The sequence below is a fragment of the Ensifer sp. ENS03 genome (assembly GCF_014852035.1).
Lineage (GTDB): Bacteria > Pseudomonadota > Alphaproteobacteria > Rhizobiales > Rhizobiaceae > Ensifer > Ensifer adhaerens.
The window spans coordinates 114,563-132,276 of the sequence record NZ_JACVAV010000002.1 but is presented as its reverse complement, the minus strand read 5'-3'; the positions used below and the strand labels follow the sequence as shown (position 1 = coordinate 132,276).

The 17,714-nt window shown below is 63.5% G+C and carries 11 protein-coding genes; 7 read left to right on the top strand and 4 right to left on the bottom strand.

The window, feature by feature from the left end:
* Positions 1–24 precede the first annotated feature (24 nt).
* Positions 25–600 carry an NADPH-dependent FMN reductase gene (locus IB263_RS07260; protein WP_034795007.1) on the top strand — a complete coding sequence of 192 codons (576 nt, stop codon included), beginning with the start codon at positions 25–27 and terminating at the stop codon, positions 598–600.
* 76 nt (positions 601–676) lie between these two features.
* Here the strand turns inward: IB263_RS07260 and IB263_RS07255 are convergent, their stop codons facing one another.
* On the bottom strand, positions 677–1,138 hold the full coding sequence (locus IB263_RS07255; protein WP_192438114.1) for a tRNA (cytidine(34)-2'-O)-methyltransferase: 462 nt from the start codon (positions 1,136–1,138) through the stop codon (positions 677–679).
* A 6-nt stretch (positions 1,139–1,144) separates the two neighbouring features.
* Entirely contained in the window at positions 1,145–1,717 is a 573-nt protein-coding gene (locus tag IB263_RS07250) for a GNAT family N-acetyltransferase (RefSeq protein ID WP_060600801.1), read from the bottom strand.
* 412 nt (positions 1,718–2,129) lie between these two features.
* Between IB263_RS07250 and IB263_RS07245 the strand changes: the two genes are divergently transcribed.
* The 5 genes from IB263_RS07245 (at position 2,130) to IB263_RS07225 (ending at position 9,112) form a co-directional block, all read left to right on the top strand.
* Positions 2,130–3,983 (top strand): ABC transporter ATP-binding protein, encoded by a 1,854-nt coding sequence (locus IB263_RS07245; protein WP_192438112.1) that lies wholly within the window; start codon positions 2,130–2,132, stop codon positions 3,981–3,983.
* Positions 3,984–4,103: 120 nt separating this feature from the next.
* The gene (locus IB263_RS07240; protein ID WP_034794995.1) at positions 4,104–5,969 is read left to right on the top strand and encodes an ABC transporter ATP-binding protein; all 1,866 of its coding nucleotides are present in this window, start codon (positions 4,104–4,106) and stop codon (positions 5,967–5,969) included.
* A 367-nt stretch (positions 5,970–6,336) separates the two neighbouring features.
* Positions 6,337–6,915: a ubiquinol-cytochrome c reductase iron-sulfur subunit gene (gene petA, locus IB263_RS07235; protein ID WP_034794992.1), complete on the top strand. Its 579-nt coding sequence runs from the start codon at positions 6,337–6,339 to the stop codon at positions 6,913–6,915.
* Between the two features lie 14 nt (positions 6,916–6,929).
* On the top strand, positions 6,930–8,210 hold the full coding sequence (locus IB263_RS07230; protein WP_034794990.1) for a cytochrome b N-terminal domain-containing protein: 1,281 nt from the start codon (positions 6,930–6,932) through the stop codon (positions 8,208–8,210).
* A gap of 32 nt (positions 8,211–8,242) precedes the next feature.
* Positions 8,243–9,112, top strand: coding sequence for a cytochrome c1 (locus tag IB263_RS07225; RefSeq protein ID WP_034794986.1), 870 nt, complete (start codon positions 8,243–8,245; stop codon positions 9,110–9,112).
* Between the two features lie 314 nt (positions 9,113–9,426).
* Here the strand turns inward: IB263_RS07225 and IB263_RS07220 are convergent, their stop codons facing one another.
* Complete coding sequence (locus tag IB263_RS07220) at positions 9,427–9,879, bottom strand: GrpB family protein (RefSeq protein WP_210338225.1); 453 nt, start codon at positions 9,877–9,879, stop codon at positions 9,427–9,429.
* 301 nt (positions 9,880–10,180) lie between these two features.
* Between IB263_RS07220 and IB263_RS07215 the strand changes: the two genes are divergently transcribed.
* Positions 10,181–10,564: a hypothetical protein gene (locus tag IB263_RS07215; RefSeq protein WP_060520716.1), complete on the top strand. Its 384-nt coding sequence runs from the start codon at positions 10,181–10,183 to the stop codon at positions 10,562–10,564.
* Positions 10,565–10,874: 310 nt separating this feature from the next.
* Here the strand turns inward: IB263_RS07215 and IB263_RS07210 are convergent, their stop codons facing one another.
* On the bottom strand, positions 10,875–17,546 hold the full coding sequence (locus IB263_RS07210) for a kinesin (RefSeq protein ID WP_192438109.1): 6,672 nt from the start codon (positions 17,544–17,546) through the stop codon (positions 10,875–10,877).
* Positions 17,547–17,714 lie beyond the last annotated feature (168 nt).

Genomic DNA, 17,714 nt, shown 5'->3' with positions numbered 1-17,714 from the left:
TGAGACAACAGGAGCTTGATCCCCATGACTGAGAAAATGACCCTCGCCGTGATCTATGGCAGCGCGCGGCAGGGTCGCTTCTGCGACACGGTCGCCAATTGGCTGATCCGGGAACTATCGGCTTCCGACACCTTCTCGCTGACGATCATCGACCCGGCGCGGCTCAGAACGTCGCGCGGCCTTGGCGCGGCGGTCAATCCCGGCGAATGGCTGGAGCGCAAGATCGCCGAGGCGGATGCCTTCATCGTCGTTACGCCCGAATACAACCACGGCTACCCGGCGGCGCTGAAGGAACTGATCGACTCTGTCTACGAGCCCTGGCACGCAAAGCCGGTCGCCTTCGTCTCTTACGGCGGCGCCTCGGGCGGCATTCGCGCGGTCGAGCAATTGCGCCAGGTGTTTGGAGAGTTGCACACGGTGACACTGCGCGACGGCGTGGCCTTCCCGAAGGCGTGGTCGAAGTTCGATGCTGCCGGCAACCTCTATAAACCGGAGGAGCTCCGCGCGCCGCTGTTTTTGATGATGGATCGCCTGACCTGGTGGGCGCGGGTGCTGAAGCAGGCGCGCAAGAGCAAACCTTACAACGAAGTCGCGGCGTAACGTTGGAAACGAGGGCTCTCGGCCGGGCTCTCAAAGAGCTCGGCCTGCCGCCAAGGAGACGGCTATGGAGGCGGTATCAAATCGGCGAAACCTGCCGGATCGCTTCGCCCGCAATCATCGCGGCGGAGATCGCGATGTTCAGCGAGCGCTGGCCGTCGGCCATCGGAATGAGGATGCGGCCATCGGCGCGCTCGTGCACGTGATCGGGCACGCCGGCGCTTTCCCGCCCGAAAAGCAGGATGTCGTCTGGGCGGAAAGCATAGCGCGTATAGGGCAGGGCAGCCTTGGTGGAGGCGAGCACCAGCCGACGTCCGCTCGCCGAGCGCCACTCTTCGAAGCGCTCCCAGTTGACGTGACGAGTGAGCGCCACCGACGCGATGTAGTCCATGCCGGCGCGCTTCAGGTTTCGGTCGGAGAGGTCGAAGCCGGCCGGCTCGATCACATCGACCGAAAGCCCGAGACAGGCGGCCATGCGCAGGATCGTGCCGGTATTGCCGGGAATATCGGGCTGGTAGAGGGCGATGCGCAGATTGCTCACGTCAGGTTACTCGTTTCCGGGGGCGTTGCGCCGCGTATCGAAATCCGCAGCCAGGATGCCCATCATGATGTCGTCGTGCCACTCACCGTCGATCAACGCCGATTCGCGTTCGCGGCCCTCGATCGAGAAACCGGACTTGAGATAGGCCGTAATCGCCCGCTCGTTGAAGGCGAGGACCCTCAGCGAGACCCGATGAAGGGCAAGTTCGTCGAAGGCATAGGCCAATACCCGCTTGATGACCGCCGTGCCAAGACCCTTGCCAAGGCGATCCGGATCGAAAATGCCGATGGCGAAGTTCGCGCGGCGATCGGCGCGGTTGATGTTGTCGAGCCGCACTTCGCCGACGAGGCCGTCCTGATCGATGATCCAGGCGGCCGGATGTTCGGCGATGCGCGTTACCCAGGCGGCCGCTTCACCGTGGCCGAAGAGGCCGGGAAACGACCTGCCCGCACCGAACATCCGGTAGATATCCGGATGGCGGCCGAGCCTCAGGCGCGCGTCAGCGTCACCCTCGCGGGGGCGCCGCAGGAGAAAGCCGACACCTTGAAGGTCAGGAGGCGTGTCCGATGAAGCGATCATCCTTGTTCTCCGCTGCGAAGCGTCCGGCGCTGCTTGCTTTTGACGTCGCTCATATTGCCTGCGCTAATCTGTGCCGAAACGGCAACAGCGGTCGGAGCGATGAAAAATTGGGCAAGAAAGTGCCTGCGACAATCTGGCATGCGAGCGCGAATAAGGGTAGAGATCGGACCTCTTCAACGCGAACCGACGGAGGCAAACATGAATGTATTGATGTTGACACGCCTTCCTGGAGTAGTGGGCCACCGTTTGGCCTGACCGGTTCCGCGACCTATCTTTTAACCGAGATCGACGCGCTTCCGGGACTCCGGAAGACGAAGGCCTTTGCGGGCTGCATTTCCGGACTGACTTTTTCATCATAAGAATGCGGGGCGAAATCCCGCTTTCCTTCAAAATACTCTGAAGGAGCAATGTTATGTTTGGCTGGTTTGAATCCCGCCTCAATCCCTATCCGCCGGAGGAGCCGACGGTTCCGCCGAAGACTCTGTTCGGCTTCTGCTGGCACTACTCCAAGCCGGCTGCGCCGTGGCTCATCATCATGTCCGTCTGTACGGCGCTGATCGCCATTGGCGAAGTGGCGCTGTTCCAGTTCCTCGGCAACATGGTGGACTGGCTGTCGAGCGCCGACCGCGAGAGCTTCCTCGCCGCCGAAGGCGGACGGCTGTTCTGGATGGGTGCGCTCGTCCTCATCGGCCTGCCGGGCCTCGTGGCGATCGATTCGCTGATCATGCATCAGGTGCTGCTCGGCAACTATCCGATGATCGCCCGCTGGCAGATGCACCGCTACCTGCTGCGTCAGAGCATGACCTTCTTTGCCAACGAGTTCGCCGGACGCGTGGCAACGAAAGTCATGCAGACGTCGCTAGCCGTGCGCGAAACCGTGATGAAGATCCTCGACGTCTTCGTCTATGTCGTCAGCTACTTCGTCACGATGCTTGCCGTCGTCGCCACCGCCGACTGGCGGCTGGTGATCCCGCTCGGCATCTGGCTGGCGATCTACATCTGCATCGTCAGCTATTTTGTGCCGCGGCTGCAGAAGATCTCCAAGGAGCAGGCGGACGCGCGCTCGATGATGACCGGCCGGATCGTCGACAGCTACACCAATATCGGTACGGTCAAGCTGTTCTCGCATGCCGGCCGCGAGGAAGGCTATGCGCGCGACGGCATGGACGGCTTCCTCGACACCGTGCATCGCCAGATGCGCAAGGTGACGCTGTTCCACGTGCTGGTCTATGCCAACAATAGTATCGCGCTCTTTGCGATCGCAGCGCTTGGCATCCATCTGTGGCTGACAAGTGCGATCTCCGTCGGCGCGATCGCGATCGCCGTCGGCCTTGCGATGCGCATCAACGGCATGTCGCAGTGGATCATGTGGGAAGTCTCGGCGCTGTTCGAGAATATCGGCACGGTCTATGACGGCATCGGCATGATGACCAAGGCGCACGACATCGTCGACGAGCCGGACGCCAAGGCGCTGACAGCGAACAAGGGGGCGATTGCCTTCGACAACATCCGCTTCCACTACGGCAAGGCCAAGGGCGTCATCGATCACCTGTCGCTCGACATCAAGCCGGGTGAGAAGATCGGCCTCGTCGGTCGCTCGGGTGCGGGCAAGACGACGCTGATGAACCTGCTGTTGCGCTTCTACGACCTGGAGGACGGTGCGATCCGGATCGACGGCAAGGATATCTCCACCGTCACGCAGGACAGCCTGCGCTCGCAGATCGGCGTCGTGACGCAAGACACCTCGCTCTTGCACCGCTCCATTCGCGACAACATCGCCTATGGCCATCCGGAAGCGGACGACGAGGCGATCATTGCGGCGGCCAAGAAGGCGAACGCCTGGGACTTCGTCCAGGGGCTCGAGGACAACCAGGGCCGCAAGGGCCTGGACGCCCAGGTCGGCGAACGCGGCGTCAAGCTCTCCGGCGGCCAGCGCCAGCGTATCGCGATCGCGCGCGTGTTCTTGAAGGACGCGCCGATCCTGATCCTCGACGAGGCGACCTCGGCGCTCGATTCCGAAGTCGAACAGGCGATCCAGGAGAACCTGTTCGCGCTGATGGCCGGCAAGACGGTGATCGCGATCGCCCACCGCCTGTCGACGCTGACGGAGATGGACCGGTTGGTGATCCTCGAGGCCGGCCGCATCGTCGAGACCGGCTCGCATGCCGAGCTCGTTGCCCATGGCGGTCTCTACGCCGACCTCTGGTCTCGCCAGTCGGGCGGCTTCATCGCCGACGACGTCGAGAAGGAAGAGGCCGCAGAGTAAGCAACCTGAGGCCCGCCGTTCGAAAGAGCGGCGGGCCTCTTTGTTAGACGTTACGCATTTGTAATCTGCAATTGTGTCGAAACCGATTGCTGTTCCCGCCGAACCGCCTATATCGGAACCATGCTCAGCGCCATCGTCAGCCTCTTCGAGAACTGGATCAAGCCCTTCGCACCGCGCGAGCGCCTGCAGCCGCCGAAATCGCTCTGGGGGTTTGCCTGGTTCTACGCCAGACAGGCCAAGGGACCGTTCATCGCTATGGCCGTCTTGGGCGGCCTCGTCGCCATGCTGGAGGCGGGTCTTTTCTACTTCGTCGGGCGGCTCGTCGATCTGCTCGACACCGTGAAGCCGGAAGCTGGCTGGAGCGGGTTGATCGCCGCCAATGGCCCGGAGCTTCTGTTCATGCTCCTGACAGTCATGGTCTTCCGTTTCATCGCGGTGTCGTTGGCGGCGCTCGTCGAAGAACAGGCGATCACGACAGGCTTTTTGAACCTGGTGCGTTGGCAATCCTACGTGCACGTCGCCAGGCAGTCGCTGACCTTCTTTCAGAACGACTTTTCCGGCCGCATCGTCACCAAGGTCTGGGCCGGCGCGCAGGCAACGAGCGACCTGCTCGTCTCGCTGCTGCAGGTCGTCTGGTTCATCGTCATCTACACGGCGTCCACCATGGCGCTGGTGGCGCAGCTCGACTGGCGTCTGGCCGCGATGGTCGGCTTCTGGATCGTCGTCTTCCTGGTGCTGGCGCGCTTTTTCGTTCCACGCATCCGCAAGCACGCCCGCGATACCGCCGAAATGGCGTCGATGCTGAACGGTCGCATGGTCGATGCCTATTCCAACATCCAGACATTGAAGCTCTTCGGGCGCGACGAGGAGAACGACCGCTATATCCGCGGCGGCTTCGACCGGTTCCAGCGCGCGGTCATCCCGTTCACGCGGCTCTTGACGGCCGTGCGCGCCTCGCTGGCACTGCTTTCCGGCTTGATGATCACGGCGATCGCGGTCTACGCCATCCATCTCTGGCTCGCAGGCTCGATCAGTTCCGGCGCGGTCGCCTTCACGCTGGCACTGGTGCTCCGGCTCAACATGCTGCTTGGCCGCATGATGACGCAGTTCAACTCGATCATGCGCAACATCGGCACGATCCAGAACTCGGCCGAACTGGTCTCTCAGCCGATCGGTCTCGTCGATCGGCCCGATGCGACGGAACTGGCCGTGAGCAAGCCGGAAATCCGCTTCGAGCACGTCCGCTTCCACTACGGCAAGGGCGACCGCGTCATCGACGATTTCTCGCTGGTCGTCCGTCCAGGCGAGAAGGTGGGCATCGTCGGTCGCTCGGGCGCCGGCAAGTCGACGCTCGTCAATCTCCTGTTGCGCTTCTACGATCTTGAGAGCGGGCGCATCCTGATCGACGGCCAGGATATCGCATCCGTCAGGCAAGAGTCGCTGCGCGCCCAGGTCGGCATGGTCAGCCAGGATACTTCACTTCTGCACCGCTCGATCCGCGACAACATCCTCTTTGGCCGTCCCGACGCGAACGAGGAGCAACTGATCGCTGCGGCGCGGAAAGCCGAAGCCTACGACTTTATCGCCGACCTTCAGGACCAGCGCGGCCACAAGGGGCTCGACGCCCATGTGGGCGAGCGCGGCGTCAAGCTTTCGGGCGGACAGCGGCAGCGCATCGCGATCGCCCGGGTGATGCTGAAGGATGCGCCGATCCTCGTGCTCGACGAGGCGACCTCGGCGCTCGATTCCGAAGTCGAAGCGGCGATCCAGTCCAATCTCGACCGCCTGATGCAGGGCAAGACGGTGCTCGCGATCGCGCATCGGCTGTCGACGATCGCCGCGCTCGACCGGCTGGTGGTGATGGACAAGGGGCGGATCGTCGAACAGGGAACGCACGCCGAACTTGTCGCCCGCGGCGGGCTTTACGCCGGGCTCTGGTCACGCCAGTCCGGCGGATTTCTCGCCCGGGAAGAGGCGGCGGAGTAGGGCGCTTTACGGACGCCTTCAAGCCCATCCGGCGGGCGCAAATTCCGCCCAACTGATGGCCGTCAAGTCCTTGTGCCAATTGGCCGCGCTTTTCCCCGCGACAATCTGCCCACATGCCCTTGTCAAGGCTGGACATAATTTGCGATCAAGCATAGAACGCGCCGGATTGACGGGGATTCTGCGTGCTGTGCGCGCGCCGATTCTTTTCGGATTCTGTGCCGATGTCGCATTTGCAACTGCAAGGCGATGGGGCGACAGCACTATGAATAGGGCGTGGTTCCTTGACCTGGATCAAACCGCAAGGGGCAGGAATTTCGCCGGGGGCGGATGCGGTTTCCGCAATATTGCGTGAGAGGATGGTTTAGCCGTGAGCGAACACGACACTTCAAGCGAGGCCTTGGGCGAGCCCACTCGCCGCGACTTCCTTTATCTGGCTACCGGTATGGCAGGCGTCGTCGGCGCTGGTGCCGTCGCCTGGCCGTTCATCGACCAGATGCGTCCGGACGCATCGACGCTCGCGCTCGCCTCGATCGAGGTTGACGTATCGAGCCTTCAGCCCGGTATGTCGCTGACGGCGAAATGGCGCGGCAAGCCGATCTTCATCCGCAACCGTACGGAGAAGGAAGTCGAGGAGGCAAAGGCCGTCAAGCTGGACGAGCTTAAGGACCAGGTTGCGCGCAACGCCAACCTTCCGGCCGACGCTTCCGCGAGCGACCTCGATCGTTCCGCCGGCGAAGGCAAGGAAAACTGGATCGTCATGATCGGTTCCTGCACCCATCTCGGTTGCGTGCCGCTTGGCCAGGCCGGTGATTTCGGTGGCTGGTTCTGTCCCTGCCACGGTTCGCACTACGATACGGCCGGCCGCATCCGTAAGGGTCCGGCGCCGGAGAACCTTCACGTGCCGACCTTCTCGTTCGTATCCGACACAGTTATCAAGATCGGTTGAGGGGACTACTGATAATGAGTGCTGAACATTCAACCTACACGCCGACGACTGGCATTGAGAAATGGGTTGATTCCCGTCTGCCGTTGCCGCGTCTCGTTCACGATAGCTTCATCAGCTACCCGGTTCCCCGGAACCTGAACTACGCCTACACCTTCGGTGCCATGCTCTCGGTCATGCTGATCGTCCAGATCCTGACCGGTATCGTGCTGGCCATGCACTACGCCGCTGAAACGACCGTCGCCTTCAACTCGGTCGAGAAGATCATGCGCGACGTCAATCACGGCTGGCTGCTGCGCTACATGCACGCCAACGGCGCATCCTTCTTCTTCATCGCCGTCTACCTGCACATCGCCCGTGGTCTCTACTACGGCTCGTACAAGGCTCCGCGCGAAATCCTCTGGATCCTCGGCGTGGTCATCTACCTCCTGATGATGGCGACCGGCTTCATGGGCTACGTTCTGCCCTGGGGTCAGATGTCCTTCTGGGGCGCGACCGTTATCACCGGCTTCTTCACCGCCTTCCCGCTGGTGGGTGAGTGGATCCAGCAGTTCCTGCTCGGCGGCTTCGCCGTTGATCAGCCGACGCTGAACCGCTTCTTCTCGCTGCACTACCTGCTGCCCTTCATGATCGCCGGCGTCGTCGTCCTGCACATCTGGGCCCTGCACGTAACAGGTCAGACCAACCCGACCGGCGTTGAAGTCAAGTCCAAGACCGATACCGTGCCCTTCACGCCCTATGCGACGCTGAAGGATGCACTCGGCGTTTCCGTCTTCCTGATCATCTATGCCTGGTTCGTCTTCTACCAGCCGAACTTCCTCGGCCACCCGGACAACTACATTCCGGCTGACGCGCTGAAGACGCCCGCTCACATCGTTCCGGAATGGTACTACCTGCCGTTCTACGCGATGCTGCGCGCCATCACCTTCAATGTCGGCCCGATCGACTCCAAGCTCGGCGGCGTTCTGGTGATGTTCGGCTCGATCATCATCCTGTTCTTCCTGCCCTGGCTCGACACGTCCAAGGTCCGCTCGGCCGTCTACCGTCCGTGGTACAAGCTGTTCTTCTGGGTCTTCGTGGCCAACGCCATCCTGCTCGGCTGGCTCGGCTCGCGTCCGGCGGAAGGCCTGTACGTCGTGATGTCGCAGATCGGCACGCTGTACTACTTCGGCTTCTTCCTCGTCATCTTGCCGGTCCTCGGTCTGATCGAGACGCCGAAGCGCATTCCGAACTCCATCACCGAAGCGGTGCTGGAAAAGCAGAATGCCAAGGCGCAGCCGGCTGCCGCGCGCGCCTGATCAGAACAGCGATTGATAAGGAACCCACAACAATGAAAAAGCTTGTTACAGGCATTCTGTCACTCGCTGTCGTCGCTGGTCTCGGTCTCGGTACGGCTGTTGCCGAAGAGGCGAAGGGCGGCGAGGAGCATGGCGGCGGTACGCCCCACTATCCGATCCACAAGCCGGAACAGCAGGACTGGAGCTTTGCCGGTCCCTTCGGTCACTACGACAAGGGTCAGCTTCAGCGCGGCCTGAAGGTCTACGCCGAAGTCTGTTCTGCCTGCCACTCGATGAACCTGGTGTCCTTCCGCACGCTGGAAGGCCTGGGCTATTCGGAAGGCCAGGTAAAGGCCTTTGCGGCGAACTACGAAGTTCAGGACGGCCCGAACGCCGACGGCGAGATGTTCACCCGCAAGGCTGTCGCCTCCGACCACTTCCCGTCGCCTTACGCGAACAAGGAAGCGGCTGCCGCATCGAACAACGGTGCAGCTCCGCCGGACTTCTCGCTGATCGCCAAGGCTCGCGGCATCGAGCGCGGCTTCCCGCAGTTCATCTTCGACATGTTCTGGCCCTACCAGGAAGGCGGCCCGGACTACATCCACGCGCTGCTGACCGGCTACCAGGATCCGCCGCAGGGCGTCGAAGTGGCTGAAGGCACGCACTACAACCCGTACTTCGCCAACGCTGCCGCGCTGGCGATGGCTCAGCCGATCTCCGCCGACCAGGTCACCTATGACGATGGCACGCCGCAGACGGTCGACCAGTACGCTAAGGACGTTTCGGCGTTCCTGATGTGGGCCGCCGAGCCGCACCTCGAAGAGCGCAAGCGCACCGGCTTCATGGTCATGGTGTTCCTGCTGATCTTCACCGGCCTGGTGTACCTCACCAAGAAGTCGGTCTACGCCAACAAGGAACATTGATCGGCTCCGGCTCAGGCCGGTACGACCAAGACCCAACGAAAAAGGCCCCGGTTCGTCCGGGGCCTTTTTCGTTTGCCACCGTGCATCCCGACACCGTTGACCTTGGGCGAGGAATTTGGCCGGACCTGCAGCAAGTTCGCGATGCTTCACGCATTCCTTTGGCGAAGGGCAGGCGGCTAAAGACCAGTCGCTCGCAGGACAGGCTTGCGATGCAGACAGCCGCTACCGTATTCGGCCGATCATTGGCCACCGCACCGATCTCGGATTAAGGCTGTGCCGGGGCAGCGGAAGACCGGCCTGTCGATCCGCAGCTCCTACGCATCGGAAGGACCTGGTCTCCAGCCGCTTGCCGCAGCCCACCGATCCGCGCGTCGAATGACCTGCCACAAGTGTTCCGACTTGCCCTCGGTATAGGCTGCCCGGTCGTGGCGATGTCGGCTTGCCAATGCCCGCTTCAGCTCGACGTATGGGCCGTGTTCCTCGGCATGGGCACGCATGTAGTCGCGAAACAGCAGCGAACATTGTTCCTGCCAGCTTCCCGCTCGGCGCACGTGGATGTGTGTGCGTTCGTCGCCAGGGCGCTCACGAAAGTAGCGTTTCGTCAGATCGGTATTCTGCGGCCGCCACAGGTAGCCGATCACCGCCATTTTTTCCGCCAGCACGTCGAGGGACTCCAGATCGGCAACGGAAATCTGAACATCGATGATCGGCTTGGCAGCCAGACCACGGATTGCGGTGGAGCCGATATGGCGCGATACGCAAGGCATGATCGCCCAAAACCTGGCGGATCGTCTTCGCCTTGGTGGCAAACCGCTCCGCCCAATCGGAGGACCAATCGCAGATTTCAATCGGCTGTGTCGTGCAAGGCAGTTCCCTATCCATCGGACGAACTTCAGATGCAGAGCGCGATGATGTCAACATCCATTCCTGCGACTGCCACCTGTCTGGCTGGCTGAGTGTCTGGCCGTCCGGATGCACGTTAAGGACGACCGCATGTTATGGTTGCATCGACCGTTGGCGCCCGCCTAGAAGGCTGCGTTATTGTTTCTTCAAGGGGGTTGAATCTCGATGTCTATTTCTTTCAAGCGCCTGGCGGCGGTCGCGGCGGTAGCCCTTGCCTTTGTTCCCGGTATTGCACAGGCCGAGAGTTACGCGACGCTCACCAAGCAAGGCTACGCCACCGGCAAGCTCTCCAGGGGCAAGTCCGGCGCCTGGGGCTGGGTGGTCGGCAACGGAGAGAAGACGTTCTTTTGCCGGCTGAACGTCGCTTCTGCCTATGTCAACAAGAAGGAGATGGTGAGCTTCACCGCAAGCGGCCGCATGCTCAAGATCGACCGTGCGACCTACGACGGCGCGCTCGGCGGACCGGACCCGAACAAGCCTTACCTGAAGGATCTGCAGGCGGGCCGGGTCAAGCCCGCCGATGTCGGCGGCTGTTCGCCACTGCGTTGAGCCGGTCCAGTCAGCACGCGTCGCCAGGCGCGGCTAAAGCATGTCGACAGCCCGTTGTTCACGACACCCGCCTACGAACCCAAATCCCGTTCGCGCAGCCGTGATTAGCGGGTAGTGGCTCGAACTTGCGACAAGGGGCAGAGTCCGGTCGTACGCGTGCCGGGAGCGCCTTAAGGAGCGCTCTGCATCATAAGGGATCGCCAGTATCTTAGCGGAAGTGATCCGTCGCTTTTCTTCTCTGATATCCCTGCAAACGAAAACGGCCCCGTCGCAAGACGGGGCCGTTTTGATTGTTTCTATCCGGGCTCGCTTAGCTGAAGCGACCGGCGGCGTGGGCGAGCATCGTATAGACCTTGCCGGTATCCGACGTCAGGTAGGTCTGGGTGATGCGCTTGTCCGGGTCGTTGCGGGCGACATCGGCGAGCAGCTTTTCGAAATCTGCGATGTAGCGGTCGACAGCCGTGCGGAATTCCGGCTCGCGGTCGTACTTGCGCTTGATCTCGTCGAAGGTCTGCTGGCCCTTCAGCGTGTAGAGGCGACGCGTAAAGACGTCGCGCTCGCCACGCTGGTAGCGGCGCCACAGATCGACCGACGCATCATGATCGATGGCGCGGGCGATATCGACCGAAAGCGAGTTCAGCGATTCAACCACGTGGCGCGGGTTGCGGCTGTCGCCGGCCCGTGCCGTCGGCTGAGCCTCGGCCGGACGCTGCGGCGCGGGCGAGGGTGCCTCTTCACGGGACGCCGCACGGAGCAGGTCACGCATCCAGCCACCACCTTCGGCGACCTCGTTGCTCACAGCCTGCGTCGGCGCCGGCTGGCGAACGGCGGGCTGCTCGATACCGAGGCTGCCGCGCAGCGCCGGCGCCGGTTCCTGACGGCGCGGCTGCTCGATGACGGGTTGCTGCGCTACCGGCTGCTGTGCCACCGGCTGCTGTGCCACTGGCTGGGGCTGCGGCTGTGCGACCGGTTGCGGCTGCGGGGCTGCCTGCTGCTGCACCGGACGGGCGACCGGAGCGGCGGCCGGCTGCTGGCGCAGCGGCTGGGCCACTTCGAGCTGCGTCGAGGACTTGCCGATGATGTCGGACAATTCCTGCAGCGCCTTGATCTGCTCGCCGACGGCACGACGCATGACGGCCGCATTTTCCTTGGCTTCTTCCGGCAGGTCGAAGGCGCCGCGCTTCAGCTCTTCGCGGGTCATGTCGAGTTCCTTGCGGATCTCGCCAGCCGAGCGACGGATTTCGTCAGTCGCGCCGCTGAAGCGGCCGATCGCCTCGTCGATTGCGACGCGAACGGCGTCACGCAGCTGGTCTGCGACGCCATCGGACTTCTTGCCGCTTTCGGCAAGCATGCGCTCGATGTCGGACACCGAGGCCGCAACGCTGCCGCGCAGACGCGAGGCGACTTCCTTGGAGCGCTCCTCGGCATTGGCAAAGGCACCCTCGATCGAGGCACCGGCATCTTCACCGACCTTGGCGATCGCCTGGCGAAGGGCTTCCGATGCGCCGAGCGCACGGCCTTCGACGGAGGAGAGCGTCTTGTTGACGTCGGCAAACGAGGTCTCGACGCCCGAGCGAAGCGTGTTGGCGATCTGGCGCGAACGCTCTTCGGCACGGCTGAAGACCTGCTCGACCGAGGCGCCGGCTTCGTCACCGGCCTGGGCGAGCGTGTTGCGCATCGATTCAGCAGCTTCCGCCGCGCGCTGTTCGGCGCTCGTCAGCAGGCGACCGACATCGGCGAAGGACTGCTGGATGCCGCTGCGCAGGTTTCCGGCAACGTGGCCCGAGCGTTCTTCGGCCCGCTGGAAGGCGCCGTCGACGAAGCCTTCGAGCGCACGCATCGTGCGTTCGATCTCTTCCGAGCGCTGGACGAGGCCGACCGACAGGGTGCGAAGCGCATCCTGGCGTTCCTCGAGCGTGCTGACGAGGTTCGACTGGGCCGCGCCGAGCAGGTCGGAGGCCTGGCCGAGAACGCGCGAGTGGTCTTCGAACCGGCCGACAATGCCGCCGATCTGCGACAAGGTCGAGGCGGAGATATCGGAGAGCTTGTCGACCTTGCCTTCGATGAGGCGGGTGGAGGTCGACAGCATGTCGGAGGCCTGACGGGTCGATTCCGACACGCGGGCGATCGTCGATTCCAGACGCTGGTCCATTTCGCCGAGGTTGCTGCTCGCCTGGTCGATGACCGTGGCAATGGCCGCATTGTTGTTGGCGAGCTGGTCGATCAGGCCAAGGGCGGTCGACTGCAGACGGTTTTCGACCATCTTCATCGCCTTTGCCGTCTCTTCGGCGCGGTAGGAGATCGCGTTCAGCGTCTCGCCCGTGCGCTCGGCGATGGCGTTGACGAGGGCGGCGTTTTCCGCACGCAGGCGGTCGGCGCTTTCCTGTGTCACGGCAGCGATGCGCTCGGCTGCCTCGCGGCCGGTGGCGGCATACTGGTCGATGACAGGGCGTGCCTGCTCGTCGATCAGGCGCGACAGCTCCATCGAGCGGCCGGCGAGCATCGAGTTGAGTTCGCGGGTGCGCTCGTCGAGCGTGGTGCGGATTGCTTCGCCACGGGCTTCCAGCGCCTTCTCCGTATTGCTGAGGCCCTGGTGGATGTTGTCGGCGTGGTTGGCGATCTGGCTGTGCGTTGCGGCCAGCCGTGCGCTTGCGGTGTCGGCCGCGTCGGCGATCGAGCGGGCAAGCTCGGCATGACGTGCAGCGGTCGCTGCCGCCTTCTGCTCGATCGAGTTGGCAAGCTCGGCGTGGCGCGCGGCGGTGGCGGCTGCCGTCTGGTCGATCGTGTTGGCGAAGTCTGCCTGGCGAGCGGCAAGTGCGGAGGCGAAATCGTCGCCTGCCTTCGACAGCAGCCCGGCCGAGCGGACAGCTTCCGCGTCGATTTCCTGAGCTGCACCGCTGATGGCGCCGCGCAGGCTGTTCACAAGGCCGGCGGCCTTGTCTTCCATGCGCAGTGCCTCTGCGTCGAGTTCCTGGGCGACGTCGCCAACGGCGCTGCGAAGCGTGTTGACGAGGCCGGCAGCCTTGTCTTCCATGCGCAGCGTTTCTGCGTCGAGTTCCTGCGCGACATCGCCAACGGCGCTGCGGAGCGTGTTTGCGAGACCGGCTGCCTTGTCTTCCAGGCGCACGGCTTCGGCATCGAAGTCCTCAGCCACGCCGCCGACTGCGCTGCGCAGATTGGCGACAATGTCGGACGTCTTGCCTTCCAGGCGATTGGCTTCAGCGTCGATATCCTGCGTCGCCTCGTGAACGGCGCCGCGCAGGCTGGTGACCAGAACGGCCGCCTTGCCCTCGATCGTGCGGTTGACGTTATCAAGGCCGATGTTGAGGGCACGATCCATGGTGCCGAGGCGTTCGGCGATGCGTTCCGCACCGGACTCGATGGCGCCGGTGATCCGGGTTGCCGCAACTTCGCTCATGCGGTCGATGTCGCCAGCGCGGTCACCAAGGCTGTCGGCGATGCGCTGTCCGGCGCCGTCGACGATCTGGTTGACGCTGCCGACGCTGTCGCGGACCCGATCTTCCAGCGAGCTGAGGCTGACTTCCAGGCGCAGGCCGGTATCGTCGACCAGAGTGTTGACGTCGTTGACGCTGCCGCGGATGCGGTCCTGAAGGACGCCGAGGCTGTTTTCGATCAGTGCACCGGTCTCGCCGACGATCGCGTTGACGCCGCTGACGCTGCCACGGATACGGTCTTCGAGCGCACTGAGGCCACCTTCGACACGGGCCGCCGCATCATCAACGACGGAGCCGACATTGGTGACGCTGCCGCGAATGCGGTTTTCGAGGGCACCGAGATTGCTTTCGATCCGTGCGCCGGTGTCGTCGACCACGGCGCCGACGTTGCCGACGGTGCCACGAATACGGTCTTCGAGGACGCCAACGCGGGTCTCGAGATGCATGCCGGTTTCATCGACGATCGAGCTGATGTTGCCGGCGCTCTCGCGCATGCGCTCTTCGAGTGCGCCGAGGCTGGTTTCGATGCGCATGCCGGTATCGTCAAGGCGATCGTTGAGGCCGTTGATCGACAGGTCAACGCGGTTGGTGAGGCTGTCGGCCGCCAGGCTGATCTGGTTGGCGGTTTCGGCCAGGCGCTCGGCAATATGGCCCGTGGTCGAGCGCATACGGCTGTCGAGCACTTCGCCGCTGCGGTCGATGGCGCCGGCGAGTGCCGACTGGCGCTCTTCGAGCGACATTTCCAGCATGCCGGCGCTGGTGGCGAGCGTCGTGGCGATCGCGGTCGACTGGTCGGCAAGCATGCCTTCGAGCTGCTCGCGGCCCTGGCCGACGGCAAGGTTGATGGCGTTGATGCGGTCGTCGAGCGTGACGCGGATCTGTTCGTGCGTGGACGAGAGCGTATCGCGCAGGTGCTCGGCGCGGCCGCTCAGCGTCTCCTCGATTTCCGCTGCCTTGCCGGCAAGCGACGCGGTCGCTTCGGTGGTGCGCGCCGTCAGCGCATCGGCGATGTGCGCGCTGGTCTCGGTCAGCGTATCGGAGATCTTGCTGACACGGCCGCTCAGATCCTCGGCGATGCGGGCACTCGTCTGGGTGAGCGTATCGGAGATCAGGCTGACGCGGCCGCCGAGGTTTTCTGCGATCGTGTTGACGCTCTCGGAGAGCTTCTGCTCGATATCACCGACACGGTCGGTCATGGTTTCGGCGACGGCGGTTGCCCGGAAGGTCAGGCTGTCGGCCACGTCTTCGGCGTGACGGCTCAGCGTATTGGCCATCTCGTTGGCACGCGACGACATCGTCGAGGTGATGGCTGCGGCGCGCTCGGCGAGTACGCCGTCAAGCGCCGTCGTCTGGTTGGTGAGCGCGTCGGAGATCGCTTCGCCGCGTTCGGAAAGAACGCGCTCCAGCCGGTCGGCCGTGCCGCTGACGGCGGTGTCGATCGAGTCCGCGCCCATGGAGAGGATCGTCGACAGCGCGAGCGTCCGTTCCGACAGGGTGTTGTCGAGGCGGTGCTGGCTGGCAGCGATCGCGCTGGTGATCTCGTCGGTCGAGCCGTGCAGGGTCTGCTCGATGCGGGCGTGCGCGGCCTGCAGGCCGTCGACGAAGGCAGCGGTACGGCTGTCGAGACCTTCGGTCAGGCGCTGTTCGCTCGTCGTCAGTGCGCTCGAAAGTGCGTCCGCACGCTGGCCGAAGCCGTTTTCGATGCGGTCCTGTGCCTGGGTGAGGGCACCCATAAGGCCGCTGGTCTTTTCGGAGAGCACGCGGTCGATGCGGGTGTGCGCATCGCCGATCATGTTGCCGAGTTCCGTGGTACGGCTCGCAATCGTCTCTTCGATGAAGTCCTGGGTCGCGCCGAGCGTGGTCGCAAGCGTCAGCGACTGGTCGGAAAGGGCCGAGCCGATCTTCTCGATGCTGCTGTCGAGTGCGCCGCCGATCGCTTCCGAACCGCCGGAGACGGTCTCGTTGATGCGGTGCAGGCTTTCCATGAGCTTGGTGTCGAGCAGGCTCGCACGCTTGTCGAAGGCGGAGGCAAACTCGTGGAACCGCTCGTCGAAGGCGGTTGCGAGCTGGCCGACGGTCGTCTGCAGCTTCTCTTCAAAGAAACCGCCGCGAAGGTCGAGGTCCATGATCGCGTCGTCGGCGCTGGAGCGCAGGCTCTGGCGGAAGCTCGCGCCCTTTTCGTCGAGCGTGGCGTTGAGCGAGGCGAGCACGTGGTCGAGGCCACCGGTGATGGCGTGCTGGCCAACACTCAGGCTTTCGTTGAGGTCGCGGGTGCGGGCGATCAGTGTTTCGTTGAGCTGGCGGGCGCGTTCGTTGAGCGCCGCATTCAGCTTCTCGGTGCTGGCGTCAAGCGAGGAGGCGCGCGTTTCGAACTGGCTGAGCAGGTCTTCGCCGCGCTTCGTCAGCGTGTCGCTGAGCTGGTCAAGCCGGGTGTCAAATTCAGTGCTGAGACCGAGGCCGGCAGCGGTCAGGCCCGAAAGCAGCGCATCGGTGCGGGTCGTCAGCATGCTGCCGATCGACTGCAAGGCGCCGTCCGATTTCTCGCTGAGGGCAGCCGCGCGGGTGTCGATCAGCGAGGCAAAGGCTTCGCCCGAAATTGCAATGCGCGAAGCGATGTCTTCGCTCGCCTGTTCCAGGTCGTCCTTCAGCTTGCCATGCGCACCGGAGATGGCCGAACGGATACGCTCCGAATGGCCGATGATGGCTTCGCGCTCAAGCCCGAGTTCCTGCACCAGGGTGCGCACGCGCAGTTCGTTTTCGCTGTAGCTGCGTTCGAGCGCGTTGACCTCGGAATGAACCAGCGTTTCGAGTTCGGTGGCGCGGGCAATCGTGCGTTCGATGCCTTCGTTCATCGCCGAGACTTCGCGACGGACGGCCTGGCCGACCGTCATGACGCGATCGGCAGCAGCCGTTTCCGGCTCGGCAAGGCGCAGGGCGACTTCCGCCATCGAGCGCGCTGCGTTGCGCAGTTCCTGCGCGCGGGCGATCATGATGGCAAAGGAGAAGAAGAGCATGATCGGCAGCACGATGCCGATCGCGACGCCGACGGCGCCAGGGGTGGCGGCAAGGTCGCTCAGCGAACGGATCTGCCAGATCTGCGGCCCGTAAAGAAGGTTGGCGACACCGAGGCCGGCAACCGCCCAGATGACGGACACCAGCGCAGCAACGCGGATCGCGGCGCGATTGGAGCGCACGTCGAGCGCACGCAGCATCGCAGCCGGCGAACGGCGACCATCGTCGTTGGCGGCGGAAAGGGACGGGGACTTGGGCGCAGGTTCCGGAGCGAGCGTCTTGGCCGCTTCTGCAGCACGCGCCCCGCGGGACTGTTCCGGCTGGGGCCGTGCTTTCTTATTCTGATCGGGCGTCGCCGCCTGATTGGTGGGCTGAGACACATTTTCCTCCGGATCATCCAAGGAAGTCTTGTCATTCGGGCTCGATGCAAGCTCGTCGAAATCAATCTTCAGGGCAGCTTCCAGAGCCTGGAACGCCTTTTCGTCGATCGACTCATTGCTCTTTTTCGTCGCCATAGGGATACGCCTCATTACCTTTTGCCCAGAACGGAAAGCGCCTCTGGCCCGTTAGCGGGCAGGGTCTCTTCCTCATGGGCGGTGACGGCAAGATACGCGCATCGGATCTACGCAATACCCTACTGATCACCCACTGCATTGCCTCGACGGATAGTCGCATTTGTGGCC

Coding starts and splice junctions, on each gene's coding strand:
- IB263_RS07260 (WP_034795007.1), top strand. CDS start 25: ATGACTGAGAAAATGACCCTCGCCGTGATCTATGGCAGCGCGCGGCAG.
- IB263_RS07250 (WP_060600801.1), bottom strand. CDS start 1,717: ATGATCGCTTCATCGGACACGCCTCCTGACCTTCAAGGTGTCGGCTTT.
- IB263_RS07245 (WP_192438112.1), top strand. CDS start 2,130: ATGTTTGGCTGGTTTGAATCCCGCCTCAATCCCTATCCGCCGGAGGAG.
- IB263_RS07240 (WP_034794995.1), top strand. CDS start 4,104: ATGCTCAGCGCCATCGTCAGCCTCTTCGAGAACTGGATCAAGCCCTTC.
- IB263_RS07230 (WP_034794990.1), top strand. CDS start 6,930: ATGAGTGCTGAACATTCAACCTACACGCCGACGACTGGCATTGAGAAA.
- IB263_RS07225 (WP_034794986.1), top strand. CDS start 8,243: ATGAAAAAGCTTGTTACAGGCATTCTGTCACTCGCTGTCGTCGCTGGT.
- IB263_RS07220 (WP_210338225.1), bottom strand. CDS start 9,879: ATGCCTTGCGTATCGCGCCATATCGGCTCCACCGCAATCCGTGGTCTG.
- IB263_RS07215 (WP_060520716.1), top strand. CDS start 10,181: ATGTCTATTTCTTTCAAGCGCCTGGCGGCGGTCGCGGCGGTAGCCCTT.
- IB263_RS07210 (WP_192438109.1), bottom strand. CDS start 17,546: ATGGCGACGAAAAAGAGCAATGAGTCGATCGACGAAAAGGCGTTCCAG.